The following is a 16,154-nucleotide window of genomic DNA, read 5'->3' as shown; positions in this document are numbered from 1 at the left end:
GCGACCCATGACCGTGTTGAAGATGACCGACCTCGATCTGCAAGGTAAGCGCGTGCTGATTCGCGAAGACCTCAACGTCCCAGTCAAGGACGGTGTTGTCACCAGCGATGCGCGAATCCTGGCCTCGCTGCCGACCATCAAGCTGGCCCTGGAAAAAGGCGCGGCCGTGATGGTCTGCTCCCACCTGGGTCGTCCGACCGAAGGTGAGTTCTCCGCCGAAAACAGCCTCAAGCCTGTGGCCGACTACCTGAGCCGTGCCCTGGGGCGCGAGGTGCCGCTGGTCGCTGATTACCTGGGCGGCGTTGATGTGAAGGCCGGCGACATCGTGCTGTTCGAAAACGTGCGCTTCAACAAGGGCGAGAAAAAGAACAGCGACGAACTGGCTCAGCAGTACGCGGCCCTGTGCGACGTGTTCGTGATGGACGCGTTCGGCACCGCACACCGCGCTGAAGGTTCGACCCACGGCGTGGCCAAGTTCGCCAAAGTCGCGGCGGCCGGCCCGCTGCTGGCGGCTGAACTGGATGCGCTGGGCAAGGCCCTGGGCGCTCCGGCACAACCGATGGCCGCCATCGTGGCGGGCTCCAAGGTGTCCACCAAGCTGGACGTGCTCAACAGCCTGAGCCAGATCTGCAACCAATTGATCGTCGGCGGCGGCATTGCCAACACGTTCCTGGCGGCCGCCGGCCACCCGGTGGGCAAGTCCCTGTATGAGCCGGACTTGCTGGACACTGCACGTGCCATCGCGGCGAAAGTCAGCGTGCCATTGCCGGTTGACGTGGTTGTGGCCAAGGAATTCGCCGAAAGCGCCACCGCCACCGTCAAGCTGATTGCTGACGTGGCCGACGACGACATGATCCTGGACATCGGTCCGCAAACCGCGGCCAATTTCGCTGAACTGCTCAAAGCGTCCCAGACCATCCTGTGGAACGGCCCGGTCGGCGTGTTCGAATTTGACCAGTTCGGCAACGGCACCAAAGTGCTGGCCAAGGCGATCGCAGAAAGCTCGGCATTCTCGATTGCCGGCGGCGGCGACACCCTGGCGGCCATCGATAAATATGGCGTTGCTGAGCAGATCTCCTACATTTCTACCGGTGGCGGCGCATTCCTGGAGTTTGTCGAAGGCAAAGTCCTGCCTGCCGTTGAAGTGCTGGAAACCCGGGCCAAAGGTTAAGGCGCGTGATCCGGACAAGGAGTCTTTCCATGATCAAGTCGTTGGCATTGGTGATCGCAGCGGGCCTGTTGGCCGGCTGCGGCAGCACGCCAAACGCAGCGCCTGAGGCCAAAACGCCCGCAGCGGCGCAGAAAAAGAGCTGCTACCAGGCTGACTGGCAAGCCGAGACCATGCCGGTGATCAACAAGCGCATCGGCAACGAACGGCTGGAGAAATACGACTCCGCGCCCAACGGTCAGGAACAGGGTTGCCCTTGACGGGTCTGATCAACTAACCGACAGCAGTGACGGCCCCTGGGCCGTCGTTCGAGGATTGGCAATGAAAGGCGTTTTCGCCCTGGCAGCCCTGGCTTTACTGGCCGGCTGCAGCAGCATGAACATGTTCAACAAGGCCGAGCCGCAAGGTCAGTGGACCACCTGGACCTGCGACAGCAAGGCTGAGGTCAATTGGCGCTTCGCTGACGCGGCCAAATCCGAGGTTGATGTACGCCTGGGTGGTTCCGACCAGGTTTACCGCCTTAAACAGGACGTTGCCGCCTCGGGCGTGCTGTACAGCAACGACCAGTTGGCGTTTCACACAAAAGGTGAGGAAGGCCTGGTTTACTGGGTTGCCACCGACGATTTGATCGGGCGCGGCTGCAAGGCCCAATAAGATCTCGAATTTGACTGGATCCAAATCCACTGATTGGGTTCAAAGATCGAATGCGCGCTGGGCCTCACACAGCAATAACGATTCAGCAGGCCAGGTGTGCAAACCCTGACCGGCAATAACTTGAATAGCAGCCGCCGCTACGGCAGGCTTGCACGATTAACGACCCTCGACCGGGAGAGACAACACAATGGCACTTATCAGCATGCGTCAAATGCTGGACCACGCAGCCGAGTTCGGCTACGGCGTCCCAGCCTTTAACGTCAACAACCTTGAGCAGATGCGCGCCATCATGGAAGCCGCTGACAAGACCGACTCCCCAGTGATCGTCCAGGCTTCGGCTGGTGCGCGCAAATACGCCGGCGCCCCATTCCTGCGTCACCTGATCCTCGCCGCGATCGAAGAGTTCCCGCACATCCCGGTGTGCATGCACCAGGACCACGGCACCAGCCCTGACGTGTGCCAGCGCTCCATCCAGCTGGGCTTCAGCTCGGTGATGATGGACGGCTCCCTTGGCGAAGACGGCAAGACCCCGACCGATTACGAGTACAACGTACGCGTCACCCAACAAACCGTCGCCATGGCTCACGCCTGCGGCGTTTCGGTTGAAGGCGAGCTGGGCTGCCTGGGTTCACTGGAAACCGGTATGGCCGGCGAAGAAGACGGCATCGGCGCCGAAGGCGTGCTGGATCACAGCCAGATGCTGACCGACCCGGAAGAAGCCGCCGACTTCGTGAAGAAGACCCAGGTGGACGCCCTGGCCATTGCCATCGGCACCAGCCACGGCGCTTACAAGTTCACCAAGCCGCCTACCGGCGACGTGCTGGCCATCGACCGCATCAAGGAAATCCACAAGCGCATCCCCAACACCCACCTGGTGATGCACGGTTCCTCTTCGGTCCCGCAAGAATGGCTGGCGATCATCAACCAGTACGGCGGCGACATCAAAGAAACCTACGGCGTACCGGTTGAAGAAATCGTCGAAGGCATCAAGTACGGCGTGCGCAAGGTCAACATCGACACCGATCTGCGCCTGGCATCCACCGGTGCGATGCGTCGCCTGATGGCCACCAACCCGAGCGAATTCGACCCGCGTAAATTCTTCGGCGCCACCGTGACCGCCATGCGTGATGTGTGTATCGCACGTTATGAAGCGTTTGGTACTGCCGGCAATGCGTCGAAGATCAAGCCGATCTCGCTGGAAGCGATGTACCAGCGGTATTTGAAAGGTGAGTTGAACGCCAAGGTCAACTAAGCCTCAGGCGTTTACGGAAAGCCCGCAGCGATGCGGGCTTTTTTGTGGATGGGATCTGGTCAGTCCGCGAAGTTCCGCAGGCTTTTATCCTTCACTCGTGATCTATATCCAACTTGGAAAACGTAACCTTCGCGCCTTCTTTGCTATTGCCACTGTTGTCCTGCACATAGGTGCCCGCTTTGAAATACAACGGCTTGGCCGCCCAGGCGGCACCGATGCGTTCGTTCCATTCGCTGTCGGCGGCGTACACGCTGAGCAGCCCGGCTTTGTTGAGGTTGATCACGTAGGTAAAGCTTTTTTCCAGCGGCACATTGGAGGCGACGATAATCACGCGGCTCTCGTCTTCATCCGGGCGCATGCGCACTTTGGCCACGATGTTGCCGGTCTGGGTTTTTTCCTTGAACTGGTATTCGAGTTTGATCAGCGGTTTTTGGCTGTCATAGGCGTGGATCTGGCCGATGACGATCTTGCCGGTGGAAGGCACTTGGTTGACGGCCAGTGTGGCGCGCAGAAAATTGTCGGCCTCGGGGTAGGTCCAATTGCGCAGGCGGCCATCGGCGTAGGTTTCGCGCAGTTCGCTGCGCGGGTAGATGGCGTTTTCGGTGCGGGTGCCGGTCACAGGGGTCCAGAATTGCACGTTGCTGCCTTCGGCCTGGAAGTACTGGTCGTTGAAGCCATTGAGCAGTTTCGGCGTTTCGATGGTCGCGGGAGGCGAGCCGACCGGAATGCTCAAGTTCCAAGTGGAGAGGTCGATCATGGTGATGGCCTTTTACAGGGGGTGAAGGCTTTGGCCCGGGGGGCCTTACCGGTTCTTTATAGGCGGTGAGCGGCCGGTTGTTAAACGTTTGCTGGCAATTTATTGGCGCCAGAGGAATGCCAAAAAGCCATGTTTCCCATGGGTCGTGGGCTGCAGGGTGTGACCGTTAGTCGGCTGACTGAACTTTGGCGCAATGATGGCATCCACGTCACTTCTGATTTAGAGGATCCAGGGCTAGAGTGAGGCCTCAATGTTTGTCCGGGTTTTCTCTCAGACGTGACCGGAGTAGACCTTAAGGAAGAGTCCCAGCATGGAATGCGCTCCACATCACGGCGATGGCAGTTCGGTTCTTCTGGTGGTCGATGACTACCCGGAAAACCTGATCAGCATGTGTGCGCTTTTGCAGCGTGATGACTGGCAGGTGGTCACGGCCTCATCCGGCGTGGAAGCCCTCGAATTGTTGTTGCTGCATGAAGTCGACCTGGTGCTGCTGGATGTGATGATGCCGGGCATGGACGGCTTCGAAGTCGCCCGCTTGATGCGCGGCAGCCAGCGCACGCGCATGACCCCGATCATCTTTCTAAGTGCCAACGCCCAGTCGCCCGCTGCGGTGCTGGAAGGCTATGCCAGCGGCGCTATCGACTACCTGTTCAAACCCTTTGACCCGCACATTCTCAAGCCCAAGGTCCAGGCATTGCTGGAGCACCAACGTAATCGCCGGGCCCTTCAGCGTTTGAGTCATGACCTGGAATCCGCTCGCGCTTTTAATGCCTCGGTATTGGACAACGCCGCCGAAGGGATCCTGGTGGTGAGTGAGGAGGGCGTTATCGAGTACGCCAATCCGGCGATTTCGCGACTGCTTAATGCCACCATGGATGAATTGCAGGGGCAGCCGTATTTGAGCTTCCTGCAAAAACCTCATGTGCCTGCCTGGGCTGATTCTCAGATGTACGCCGCTTATCGCAAGGGCGAAATCTGGCGCCTGCACGACGCGCTGCTGCGTACCGGTCGTGGTCAGCAAGTGCCGGTGGCCTTGTCATGCGCGCCGTTGCCGGCCGAGCAGAAAGCCATGGTGGTGACGGTGCTGGACATGTCCGAAGTGCGCCACCTGCATCAGCAGTTGGAGTTCCAGGCCGTGACGGACCCGCTGACCGGGCTGCTGAACCGGCGCGGTTTCTATCAGACGGTGGAAAACACCCTGTCGCGCAGCGAGCGTAGCGACCAATCGTTGGTGTTGCTGTACCTGGACCTGGACGGCTTCAAGCGGGTCAACGACTCCCTCGGGCATGATGCCGGCGATCGCGTGCTGCGCTGGGTGTCGGAGCAGCTACAGGGCTGCCTGCGCTCCTACGACATTATCGGGCGCATGGGCGGGGATGAATTTACCGCGCTGCTGGAGCTTGAGTTTCCGGAGCAGGCAGCGAAAATTTCGGAAAAGCTGATCGAGCGAGTGTCCGTTTGTCAGCAAGTCGACGGTTTGGATGTCATGCTCGGCGTCAGCATCGGCATTGCCACGTTCCCGGACTGCGCCTCGGATCTGTCTGGCCTGTTGCGCGCGGCCGACATCGCCATGTACGAAGCCAAGCGTGCGGGGCGTCAGCAATATCGTTATTACGACCAGGAAATGAACGGTCGTGCGCGCTCGCGCCTCATGCTTGAAGACAGCGTGCGTACCGCGATTCAAAACAAGGATTTCACGCTGGTCTACCAGCCTCAGGTCTCCCTGGCAGACGGGCGTCTGCGTGGCGTCGAGGCGTTGTTGCGCTGGCAGCACCCCAGCGTCGGCGATGTATCGCCGGGGCTGTTTTTGCCGTTGCTGGAAGAAGCACGGCTGATCAGCCAATTGAGCGCATGGATTTACCATCAGGTCGCCGCCCAGCGTCAGGCGTGGCACAGCACCTTTGATGATGAGTTGGTGCTGAGCGTGAGCTTGAGTGCCAGTCAGTTCAATGCGCCTAACCTGGCTAACCAACTGCAGCAGGTGATAGAGCGGCATGGGTTGCAGGCCTGGCAGTTGGAGGTGGAAATCGGTGAGGAATGCCTGATGAGCAATTTGGAGGAGGCCACCAAGCAGCTCAAGTTACTGCGCAGAATCGGCGTGCGCATCGCGCTCGATGATTTCGGCTCGGGGCAGTGCTCTCTGGCGCATCTGCGCGATTTGGAATTCGACACCCTCAAACTCGATTCGCAACTGGTCGCGCGCTTGCCGGGCTCGTTACGGGATGCGGCGATGGCGCGCAGCATTATCGAGCTGTGCGGCCATTTTGACGTGCTGGTGGTGGCCGAGGGGGTGGAAACTCAGGAGCAAGCCCACTGGCTCAAGGCGCATGGTTGTTCGTTTATCCAGGGGCCGTGGGCGGCGCAGCCCTTGATCGCCGAGGACATCGCCAACTGGTCCCGCGCCCGCCTGCGCTGAATTCGCTACACTGGCGCCCATTCGAACCTGTTGCAGACCTCAATGACCGCGCTGAAATACCTCCAGGCCTACCCGCCCGCTCTCCAGGAACAAGTGCGCCAACTGATCGCCAAGGACCAGTTGGGTGCTTACCTGGAGCAGCGTTACCCCGAACGTCATGCGGTGCAGAGCGACAAGGCCTTGTACGCCTATGCCCTGGCCTTGAAGCAGGAACACCTGCGCAACGCGCCGGCCATCGACAAAGTGCTGTTCGATAACCGCCTGGACCTGACCCATCGCGCCCTCGGGCTGCACACAACGATTTCCCGGGTGCAGGGCGGCAACCTCAAATCCAAGAAAGAGATCCGTATTGCCTCGCTGTTCAAAGAGGCGGCGCCGGAGTTTCTGCGCATGATCGTGGTGCACGAGCTGGCGCATTTTAAGGAATCGGACCACAACAAGGCGTTCTATAAACTCTGCGACTACATGATGCCGGGCTACCACCAGGTGGAATTCGACCTGCGGGTGTACCTCACGTATCGCGACCTGCAGGGCAAACCCTGACCGCACAAGGCGATCGACCATGGATGTGAGCAAGACCAAAAGCAGTTTCTACCGCCGCCTGTACGTGGCGTACTTGATCGACAGCGGGCTGGCCAGCAGCGTCCCGGCGCTGACCGATGCCACCGGCATGCCCCGGCGCACGGCGCAGGACACGATTGCGGCATTGGCCGACCTGGATATCGTGTGTGAATTCGAGCAGCAAGACGGCGCACGCAATCATGCCGGGCACTATCGGATTCGTGACTGGGGCGCGATTGATCGGCGCTGGATCGAGGCCAATCTCGACCAGATCAAGCGGGTATTGGATTATCCCTGAGCCTGTGGCGTGCCCGCCAAAGAAGGCCCGCGCTTATAACGCCTTGTGCATACCGATATGGGGGATGTCATCTTCCAGATATTCCTCTCCCGCCACCACAAACCCGTATTTCCCGTAATACCCCTGCAAATGTGCTTGGGCCGACAGGAAAATCGGCGTCTCTGGCCAGATGTCATCAATGCGCTTGAGGGCTTCTTCCATCATCAGGTGGCCCAGCCCGCTGCCCCGTGCCACCGGCGCGACGATCACGCGGCCGACCACCACGTCGCCGCCCTGGGATTGCGGGTCCAGCAGGCGCAGGTAGGCAACCAGCTCGTCGCCGTTCCAGGCCATCAGGTGGTGTGTATCGCCCGCCAGGTCTTGCCCGTCGATGTCCTGATACACGCATTTCTGTTCCACAACGAAGACTTCGCTGCGCAAACGCAGGATGGCGTACAGCTGTTCCTTGCCCAGGTCAGTGTGATGTTTGCAGACCCAATCGACTGTCATGGTGTGTTCCCAGGTAAATGTCTGTTCTGGATAGTAAGCGCGGCGGGCAAAGGTGTCTAAATCAACTATTTTTGTGAATGAAATCAAATAGCCATCATCGAGTGCGTTCGCCGCCCGTTTCTTTGTGTAATCTTCAGCTACTGTTAGATCCTCAGGCATTGCCTGAACCCAGGCCCCCGCCTGCCCGCCAAGGACTTTGAGCATGCTGCGACTCTCTCGTGCCGTTGCGTTGATTGGAGTGTTTTTGCTGGCGGCGCCTGCGTTCGCGGAGCGTCTGCGTCTGGTCGCCGATGCCTGGCCACCCTTTACCGACGCGACCTTGATCAATGGCGGGCTGGCCACCGATATCGTCAGCACGGCGCTGGCCCGCGCGGGCTATGCCAGTGACTTCGAACAAGTGCCGTGGGCCAGGGCGCTGAAGGGCATTGGCGATGGACGCTATGACGTGCTGATCAATGCCTGGTATGACGATGCCCGCACACACCTGGGGCAGTTCTCCGGTGAATACCTGCTTAACCGTGTGCGTTTTATCAAGCGCCGCGATGACCCTATCGAGTTTCAGAACCTTCAACAGCTGCACGACTACCCCATCGCCGTGGTGCGCGGGTACGCCTATTCAGCGGCGTTCGATACAGACATGCAGCTACAGAAAGTGCCTGTGCATAACTTCGCCATGGCCGTGCGCATGCTGGCGGCGCAACGGGTGCGGCTGACGGTGGAGGACGAGTATGTGGCGCGTTATTACCTCGCGCGTGAATCGGCCCGGGTGCGTGATGTGTTGGAGTTCTTTCCCAAGCCGTTGAGCGAAAACAGCCTGCATATCCTGGTGAGCCTGAAGAACCCGGCGCATGAGCAGATTGTGGCCAACTTCGACCGTGAGATCGCCAGGATGAAGGCCGATGGCAGCTACGCGCGGTTGATGAAGCTGCACGGGATGTGATCAGTGCGTGCCGGCAGAGAGCGTGCCCGCCAGGGGTCAGGCGTTGGCGGTGTCTTTGATCAAATGCGCGGCCAGTGTGCGCAGCGGCCCCAGTTGCCGGCAAATCAGCGCCAGTTGTGTCTGCACCAGTCGTTGCCCCTCATCGATCTCATCCGGCATCTGCTCCAGCTCAGCGGCCAGGGCTTCCTCGGCGTCGCTTTGGATCGCAATGGGCTGTTTATTGGCCAGCCCGGTGGCGATCTCATCAATGCTCGCTGCCAGGTTTTTACCCGCGCCGTCGATCAAGTGTTCGCGTACGTCGGCCGGCAATAGCGTCTCGCGGTGCGCACCGAGCCCCGACAGATAACTGAGCAAGGTATGGGACAGCACCAGGAAGCGGAAGCCCACGTCCGCCTCCTTACGGAAATGCCCCGGCTCCATCAGCATGTTGGCCAGGGTGGTGGACAGCGCGGCGTCGGCGTTGTGCGCGTTGCGGCGGGCCAGGCGGTAGGCCAGGTCGTCGCTTTTGCCGGCGGCATACTGCTGCATGATCTGGCGCAGGTAGATGCTGTTGCAGGTCAGGGTGTTGGCCAGCACCTTGTTCAAGCGCCGGCCTTGCCAGTCCGGCAGGAACAGGAACACCGCGAGGCCCGCGATCAGGCTGCCGATCAAGGTGTCGAACAGGCGGGGCAAAAACAGCCCGTAGCCGTCGCCCACCTGGTTGAAGCAGAACAGCACCATCAGGGTGATCGCGGCCGTGGCCAGGGTGTAACGCGTGGTGCGGTTGATAAAGAACACCAGGCCTGCGGCAATGGCGAACATCGATTGCACCAGGGGGCTCGGGAACAGGTCGAACAGCGCCCAGGCCACGGTGAGGCCGATGGCGGTGCCGATGATCCGCTGGCCGAGCTTGCGCCGTGTCGCGCCGTAGTTGGGCTGGCACACAAACAGCGTGGTGAGGATGATCCAGTAACCCTGGGAGGCGTGGATCACATGCAAGGTGCCGTAGCCGATGGTCAGCGCCAGGGACAGGCGCAGGGCGTGGCGAAACAGCAGTGAGGTGGGCGTGAGCTGGGTGCGCAGGCGCGTCCACATTTCTTTAAGGTTGCGCGGTGCGCGGTCCAGCAGGTTGCTGTCGGTGGCATCGGCCAGGGCGTCGGGGTTGCTGGCGTCGCCGAGCAGGCGGTCGAGGGTGGACAGGTTGGCGGCCAGGGCGCGCAACGAACGCAGGAGGCCGCGCCAGGCCGGGTTGCTCTGGATGCGCAGGTGCTCCAGGGAGGCGTTCAGGTCGCTGAGGGCCTGGGCGAAGCTGTCGTCATAGATGAACGGCTGGCGCAACTGGATCGATTCGGCCAGGGCCTGGCAGGCCTTGCCCTGCTGGCGCAGCAGGCGCTGGCAGCGGAACAGCACGTCGCTGTGGAAGAACGCGTCGGCCAGGGCGTTGTAAGGGTAGTGGGAGGAACTGGCACGTTCGTGGATGTCCTGGGCCAGGAAGTAGAGCTTGAGGTAGCGGCTGACTTTGGAGCCTGGCCGGCCATTGCCCACGCGGTGCAGGATGATTTCCTTCGCGGCATTCAACGCCGCCACCACCCGGCCGTTTTGCTGGGCCAGTTCCAGGCGGCGCGCTTCGACGTCCAGTTGGCGGATCGGTTCGAACAGTGAGGATTTGAGTTTGAGGTAACGCCCCAACTCACGGAACAAACGCGCCAGGCTCTGCTGCACCGGCTGGTTGGAAAACAGCGCCTGCCACAGCACTGACAGTGCGCCGTACCAGGCGGCGCCGGCCACCAGCAGCAGCGGCTCGTGCCAGAAATCACTGACCGCTCCACCGCGCTGGTCCACGCCGATCATGGTGTAGACCGACAGAATCAACGTGGCGGAAGCAATCGCGCCATAGCGCTCGCCCAAGGCGCCGAGCATGGTCAGGGCGAAGGTCGCCAGGGCCAGGGAGATGGCGAACACCCACGGGTAGGGGAACAGCAGCTCCACCGACAGCGCGGCAATGCTGAAACACACCAGCGTCACGGCCAGGGCGTTGAGGCGGCCTTGCCAACTGTCGTCGGTCTCGGCCAGGGCGCTGGCGATAATCCCCAGGAACAGTGGGATCAGCAGCGTCATTTCATCCTGATACCAGCACAGCGCCATGCTGCCGGTGAGGGCGATGAACACCCGAATGCTGTAACTGAATTTATCCAGCGCCCACAGGCGCCGCATGGACTGCTTGAACGAGGTCGATGACATGAAGTCTGGAGTCTTCCGGGACGATGCCGCTAAATTGAGCCATCAGTGACGCCACGGCAAGGGTGGTGATCACATCTGAGCGCAAATTTTTCCGGGCACACCGGCCCTCCCACATGTGACCGAGTGCATCCTTCAGACGTATTGCGCCGCCGCGTAGCCCGAGGCCCACGCCCACTGGAAGTTAAACCCGCCCAGGTGGCCGGTCACATCCAGCACCTCGCCGATAAAGTACAAACCGGCGCTCTTCAGCGATTCCATGGTCTTGGACGACACTTCCCGCGTGTCCACCCCACCCAGCGTCACCTCGGCCGTGCGATAACCCTCGGTGCCTGCCGGCACCAGTTGCCAGCCCCCGAGTTTTTGCGCGATATCGGCAATTTCGGCGTGGGTGTATTGCTTCATCGGCTTGGACACAAACCAGGTTTCGGCCAGCAGGTTGGCCATCTTCTTGGTAAAGATTTCACCCAGCAGGGTTTTCAGTTCGCTGTTGGGGCGCTCGGCCTGTTGCTGTTGCAGCCAGGTGTGGGCGTCGTGGTCGGGCAGCAGATTGATTTCAACCGTGTCGCCGGATTCCCAGTAAGAGGAAATCTGCAGGATCGCCGGGCCGCTGAGGCCACGGTGGGTAAACAGAATGTTTTCGCGAAAGCTCTGGCCGTTGCAGCTGACCAGGCAGTCCACGGACGTGCCCGACAACTCGGCGCACAGCTCCTTGAGCTGATCGGTGATGGTGAACGGTACCAGCCCTGCCCGGGTCGGCAGCAGTTCGTGGCCGAATTGCCGGGCCACCTGGTAGCCGAAACCGGTCGCGCCCAGGGTCGGAATCGACAAGCCACCAGTGGCGATCACCAGGGATTCACAGCGCAGCTCACCCAGGGTGGTCTGCAACTGATAGCCGTTTTCCAGCCTGGCGATTTCCTCGACGGCGGTGTCCAGGTGCAGGCTCACGCCGGTCTGGATGCACTCGTCGAGGAGCATGCCGAGGATGTCGCTGGACTTGTTATCGCAGAACAGTTGGCCGAGTTTCTTCTCGTGGTACGGCACGCCGTGCTTGGCCACCAGCCCGATAAAGTCCCATTGGGTGTAACGGGCCAGCGCCGATTTGCAGAAGTGCGCGTTGTGCGACAGGAAGTTGGCCGGCTCGGTGTACAGGTTGGTGAAATTGCAGCGGCCACCGCCGGACATCAGGATCTTTTTACCGGCCTTGTTCGCGTGGTCGATCAACATCACCTTGCGCCCACGCCCGGCGGCGGTCAGCGCGCACATCAAGCCTGCGGCGCCGGCGCCAATGATCACAACTTCGGTCGAGCGCACAGCGAGGTCCTCATACAAATTCTGATTTCAAAGACAGTCAACGGTGGGAGGGGGCAAGTCGCACCGCCCCTCCCACACCGGATCTGCGATAGATGCGCAGATCGTGTGTTACAGGATCCGCACGCGCAGCGAACGGCCTTTGATCTTGCCGTCATTCAAACGCTGCAGTGCCTGCTTGGCGATGCCGCGTTCCACGGCCACGAAGGCCTGGAAGTCAAAGATCGCGATCTTGCCGACCTGGGCACCGGGGATGCCGGCATCGCCGGTCAGCGCGCCAAGGATGTCGCCTGGACGAACCTTGTCTTTACGCCCGGCGGCGATACACAGGGTGCTCATGACCGGCAGCAGCGGGCCACCGCTTTGCGGCTTGAGGTTGTCCAACTGGTCCCAGTTCAGCGGCGACTTCTGCAGTTGCTCGATGGCCTGGGCGCGGTGCGCTTCGGACGGTGCTACCAGGCTGATGGCGATGCCGGTCTCACCGGCGCGGCCCGTACGGCCGACACGGTGGATGTGGATTTCCGAGTCGCGGGCCAACTCGACGTTGATCACCATGTCCAGCGAGTCGATGTCCAGGCCACGGGCAGCGACGTCAGTGGCTACCAGCACCGAGGTACTGCGGTTGGCGAACATCGCCAGCACCTGGTCACGGTCGCGCTGTTCCAGGTCGCCATGCAGGCCAACGGCGGAAATGCCCTTGGACGTCAGGTGATCCACGGTTTCCTGCACTTGCTGCTTGGTAAAGCAGAACGCCACGCAGGAGGCCGGGCGGAAGTGCGCCAGGACCTTGGTCACCGCTTCCATGCGCTCTTCTGGCGAGATCTCGTAAAAGCGCTGCTCGATCTGGTCGTCGGAGTGGAACGCTTCGGCCTTCACTTGTTGCGGCGCGCGCATGAACTTGGACGCCAGTTGCTTGATGCTCACCGGGTACGTGGCCGAGAACAGCAGGGTCTGGCGGCGTGGCGGGGTCTTGCTGATGATGTCTTCGATGGCGTCGTAAAAGCCCATGTCGAGCATGCGGTCGGCTTCGTCGAGAATCAGCGTATTCAAGCCGTCGAGCACCAGCGAACCCTTGCGCAGGTGTTGCTGGATGCGGCCCGGCGTGCCGACGATTACGTGGGCGCCGTGTTCCAGCGAGGCGATCTGTGGCCCGAGGGACACGCCGCCGCACAGGGTCAATACCTTGATGTTGTCTTCGGCGCGGGCCAGGCGACGGATTTCCTTGGCGACCTGGTCGGCCAGCTCACGGGTGGGGCACATGACCAGCGCCTGGCAGCCGAAGTAACGCGGGTTGATCGGGTTCAACAGGCCGATACCGAATGCAGCGGTCTTGCCGCTGCCGGTCTTGGCCTGGGCAATCAGGTCCAGCCCTTTGAGGATCACCGGCAAGCTTTGCGCCTGGATCTGCGTCATCTCGACATAACCCAGCGAGTCGAGGTTAGCCAGCATGGCGGCGGACAGGGGCAAAGTATTAAAAGCGGTGGCGATCGTAGTCACGGGACTGGCTCTGCAAAACAAAATGTCGCGCAGTGTAGCAGGCCCCCTTGGGTTTCTTTGTATGTTCTCGACGAGGAGTAGGGGGCCAGCGGCAAGTTATCAGCGGCAAGCCCCAGGCTTGAAGCTTACAAGTTGAAGCGTGCAGCTGCTTCAATGCTCAATATGCTGCTCCGGGCTGGCCGCGCGTTTGCCGTCTTTTGGCGACAGTTGCAGGAAGATCGCCGCCGCCAGCATCGCCATGATGCCCACCGTGAGGAAGGTCAGTTGGAAGGCGCCGAGCACGGTGCTCACGCCGTCATTGCCGGACTCCGCCGTAAAGCCGCCGAGCAGCGCGCCGGCACAGGCCACGCCCAGGCTCAGGGACAGTTGCGCCACCACCGACAGCAAACTGTTGCCGCTGCTGGCCTGGGCGTCGTCGAGGTCGATCAGGGTCACGGTATTCATCGCGGTAAATTGCAGGGAGTTGATCGCCCCCAGCACCGCCAGCATCGCTAACAGCAACGGGTAGGGCGTGTGCTCGCTGACCAGCCCCATGCTCGCCAGCATGATCCCCAGCGCCAAGGTGTTGCCGGTGAGCACCACACGGTAACCCAGGCGCTCGATCAGCGGCCGTGCCACGGACTTGGCGAGCATCGCCGCCGCCGCCAGGGGCAGCATGCTCATGCCGGCCTCCGAGGGCGAATAACCCAACGCCACCTGCAGCAGCAGCGGCACCAGGAACGGCAGCGCGCCGCTGCCCAGGCGGGCGAACAGGTTGCCCAGAATGCCCACGGCAAACGTGCGCGTCTTGAACAGCGCCGGCGAGAACAGCGGGTTGTCGATATGCCCGGCGCGCAGCCAGTACGCGGCCAGGCACGCCAGCCCACCGAACAGCAGCAACATCACCCGCAAGTGCGGCAGGTGCAGTTCGCCCAGACCCTCCATGGCGATGGTGATCAGCACCATCGCCGCGCCAAACAGCAGGAAGCCCGCACCATCGAAGCGCGTGCGTTCGCTGCCGCGAAGGTCGGGGATGAATTTCCACACGGCGTAGCAACCGATCATGCCCACTGGCAGGTTGATCAGGAAGATCCAGTGCCAGGTCAGGTATTGCACCATCCAGCCACCCGTGGTCGGGCCGAGCAACGGACCGAGCAGGCCGGGGATGGTGATGAAGCCCATGATCCGTACCAGTTCGGAGCGGGGGTAGGCGCGCAGCACCACAAGTCGCCCGACCGGCAGCATCAACGCGCCGCCCAGGCCCTGGACCACCCTTGCGCCCACCAGCATGGTCAAGCTGCTGGACAGGGCGCACAGCAAGGAGCCGATGCTGAACAGCATGATCGCGCTAAAAAAGATTTTTTTGGTGCCGAAGCGGTCGGCGATCCAGCCTGATGCCGGTATCAGCAAGGCGACGGTGAGCATGTAGGCGATGATCACCCCTTGCATGCGCAGCGGGTTTTCCGCGAGGTCCTGGGCCATCGCCGGCAGTGCCGTATTCAGGATCGTCCCATCCAGCGACTGCATGAAGAAGGCAATCGCCACCACCCAGGGCAGCCAGCGGGCGGTCTTGGCATCGAGCGGGGCGTTCGGCATGGGATCCCTTTGTTAGCAAGCTATGTGTTGGCGATTATGCGCCATTCGTCCCGCCTTTTCCCACTGGCGGTTCGTCTAATTCCGACAGCGCCGCGTGTTCGCCCACCAGGAAATTCACTAGCGCGCGGTGCACCGCCAAGGCCGCTTCGCGGGACTCCAGATCAAGCAGATGGCCAGTGTGTTCGGCCACGGCGAAGCTGCTGCGCCCCACGTAGCTTTTGAACAACAGGGCCTCGGCGGCTGGGGTGTATTCATCCAGGCTGCCGTTGAGGAAGTGCACTGGCGTTTCGATCTGGCGCAGCGCCGGCAGGTAGTTGCCATCCCCCATCGCCAGCACCTGGTGGATGTGGAAGCGGGCCTGGCGATATTCGGTGGTGGCCATGTTGGACAGGTGGCGGTGGTTATTGCGCTTGAGCCGTGGCGACAGGTATTTGCCGACCGTCTCGTTGAGCAGATGGCCGACAGCGGATTTGTCGTCGGCCTCGATCAGCACACGCACGCGCTCCACGTAGTCGAGCATCGCCTGATTGAGGTTCGGCGCCAGCGCCATCACCACCGAGCTCTCGATCGACGGCGGGTTGTGCGCCAGGGTCAGCAGTGTCGAGATGCCGCCCCAGGAGGCCGATACCAAGTGGTTGACCTCAAAGCGCTCCACCAGCGCGCGCAGCATCTGCACTTCGTCGTCCTTGGTCACCAGCTCCAGGTCGGTGTTGTATTCGCGGGAATAGCCGGAGAAGGGCAAATCGAACAGCAGCACATTGAAATGCTCGGCCAGGCATTTGCTGGTGCGGGCGAAGGAACGCGTGGTGGACAGTGCGCCATTGACCATCAGCACCGTCTTCTTTTGCGGGTCGTGGCCCAGTCTCTCCACGTGAACGTTGTAGTGCTTGAACAGCTTTTCTATGACAAAACTTCCATGGTTCATGTCAACGCTCCAGCTTGCCTAATCCAGGCAAGGTCGTGCATCACGTGCGGGCACGCGGGTTGAATGGCGTTACGCCGCTAACCTTTATAAAGGG

15 protein-coding genes are annotated in these 16,154 nt (G+C 61.2%); 8 read left to right on the top strand and 7 right to left on the bottom strand.

Annotated features, from left to right (window positions below; all coding sequences use genetic code 11):
- Window positions 1-7: 7 nt before the first annotated feature.
- From KZX66_RS14710 to fba, 4 genes are all read left to right on the top strand, one after another.
- A complete protein-coding gene (locus KZX66_RS14710; RefSeq protein WP_248080457.1) occupies window positions 8-1,171 on the top strand; it encodes a phosphoglycerate kinase in 1,164 nt (387 codons plus the stop codon).
- 29 nt (window positions 1,172-1,200) lie between these two features.
- Window positions 1,201-1,428 carry a hypothetical protein gene (locus KZX66_RS14705; protein WP_248080454.1) on the top strand — a complete coding sequence of 76 codons (228 nt, stop codon included), beginning with the start codon at window positions 1,201-1,203 and terminating at the stop codon, window positions 1,426-1,428.
- A 61-nt stretch (window positions 1,429-1,489) separates the two neighbouring features.
- On the top strand, window positions 1,490-1,822 hold the full coding sequence (locus KZX66_RS14700) for an MliC family protein (RefSeq protein WP_248080452.1): 333 nt from the start codon (window positions 1,490-1,492) through the stop codon (window positions 1,820-1,822).
- A 187-nt stretch (window positions 1,823-2,009) separates the two neighbouring features.
- A complete protein-coding gene (gene fba / locus KZX66_RS14695) occupies window positions 2,010-3,074 on the top strand; it encodes a class II fructose-bisphosphate aldolase (protein ID WP_003177554.1) in 1,065 nt (354 codons plus the stop codon).
- A 91-nt stretch (window positions 3,075-3,165) separates the two neighbouring features.
- Here fba and KZX66_RS14690 read toward each other — a convergent pair whose 3' ends face one another.
- On the bottom strand, window positions 3,166-3,831 hold the full coding sequence (locus KZX66_RS14690; protein ID WP_248080450.1) for a polysaccharide lyase family 7 protein: 666 nt from the start codon (window positions 3,829-3,831) through the stop codon (window positions 3,166-3,168).
- Window positions 3,832-4,141: 310 nt separating this feature from the next.
- Between KZX66_RS14690 and KZX66_RS14685 the strand changes: the two genes are divergently transcribed.
- From KZX66_RS14685 to KZX66_RS14675, 3 genes are read left to right on the top strand one after another with little or no spacing between them, the layout of a single operon-like run.
- Window positions 4,142-6,247: an EAL domain-containing protein gene (locus KZX66_RS14685; RefSeq protein ID WP_248080447.1), complete on the top strand. Its 2,106-nt coding sequence runs from the start codon at window positions 4,142-4,144 to the stop codon at window positions 6,245-6,247.
- 42 nt (window positions 6,248-6,289) lie between these two features.
- On the top strand, window positions 6,290-6,790 hold the full coding sequence (locus KZX66_RS14680) for a M48 family metallopeptidase (protein ID WP_248080445.1): 501 nt from the start codon (window positions 6,290-6,292) through the stop codon (window positions 6,788-6,790).
- A gap of 19 nt (window positions 6,791-6,809) precedes the next feature.
- Window positions 6,810-7,106: a winged helix-turn-helix domain-containing protein gene (locus tag KZX66_RS14675; RefSeq protein WP_248080443.1), complete on the top strand. Its 297-nt coding sequence runs from the start codon at window positions 6,810-6,812 to the stop codon at window positions 7,104-7,106.
- A gap of 33 nt (window positions 7,107-7,139) precedes the next feature.
- On the opposite strand, the gene KZX66_RS14670 is transcribed toward KZX66_RS14675, so the two are convergent.
- Window positions 7,140-7,595: a GNAT family N-acetyltransferase gene (locus tag KZX66_RS14670; protein ID WP_248080684.1), complete on the bottom strand. Its 456-nt coding sequence runs from the start codon at window positions 7,593-7,595 to the stop codon at window positions 7,140-7,142.
- 202 nt (window positions 7,596-7,797) lie between these two features.
- Here KZX66_RS14670 and KZX66_RS14665 point away from each other — a divergent pair, with 202 nt between their 5' ends.
- The gene (locus KZX66_RS14665) at window positions 7,798-8,535 is read left to right on the top strand and encodes a transporter substrate-binding domain-containing protein (RefSeq protein WP_248080441.1); all 738 of its coding nucleotides are present in this window, start codon (window positions 7,798-7,800) and stop codon (window positions 8,533-8,535) included.
- A gap of 36 nt (window positions 8,536-8,571) precedes the next feature.
- Here KZX66_RS14665 and yccS read toward each other — a convergent pair whose 3' ends face one another.
- The 5 genes from yccS to KZX66_RS14640 form a co-directional block, all read right to left on the bottom strand.
- The gene (yccS, locus tag KZX66_RS14660) at window positions 8,572-10,755 is read right to left on the bottom strand and encodes a YccS family putative transporter (RefSeq protein ID WP_248080439.1); all 2,184 of its coding nucleotides are present in this window, start codon (window positions 10,753-10,755) and stop codon (window positions 8,572-8,574) included.
- A gap of 132 nt (window positions 10,756-10,887) precedes the next feature.
- On the bottom strand, window positions 10,888-12,066 hold the full coding sequence (locus tag KZX66_RS14655; RefSeq protein WP_248080437.1) for an NAD(P)/FAD-dependent oxidoreductase: 1,179 nt from the start codon (window positions 12,064-12,066) through the stop codon (window positions 10,888-10,890).
- A 108-nt stretch (window positions 12,067-12,174) separates the two neighbouring features.
- Window positions 12,175-13,512 (bottom strand): ATP-dependent RNA helicase DbpA, encoded by a 1,338-nt coding sequence (dbpA, locus tag KZX66_RS14650; protein ID WP_248080683.1) that lies wholly within the window; start codon window positions 13,510-13,512, stop codon window positions 12,175-12,177.
- 198 nt (window positions 13,513-13,710) lie between these two features.
- On the bottom strand, window positions 13,711-15,135 hold the full coding sequence (mdtD, locus tag KZX66_RS14645) for a multidrug transporter subunit MdtD (protein WP_248080435.1): 1,425 nt from the start codon (window positions 15,133-15,135) through the stop codon (window positions 13,711-13,713).
- Between the two features lie 34 nt (window positions 15,136-15,169).
- A complete protein-coding gene (locus KZX66_RS14640; RefSeq protein ID WP_248080433.1) occupies window positions 15,170-16,060 on the bottom strand; it encodes an alpha/beta hydrolase in 891 nt (296 codons plus the stop codon).
- Window positions 16,061-16,154: the final 94 nt, after the last annotated feature.

The organism is Pseudomonas sp. EYE_354, assembly GCF_023148575.1.
Taxonomy (GTDB): domain Bacteria; phylum Pseudomonadota; class Gammaproteobacteria; order Pseudomonadales; family Pseudomonadaceae; genus Aquipseudomonas.
Note: the sequence above shows the minus strand (reverse complement) of the source record. Positions and strands in the feature narration are given on the sequence as shown.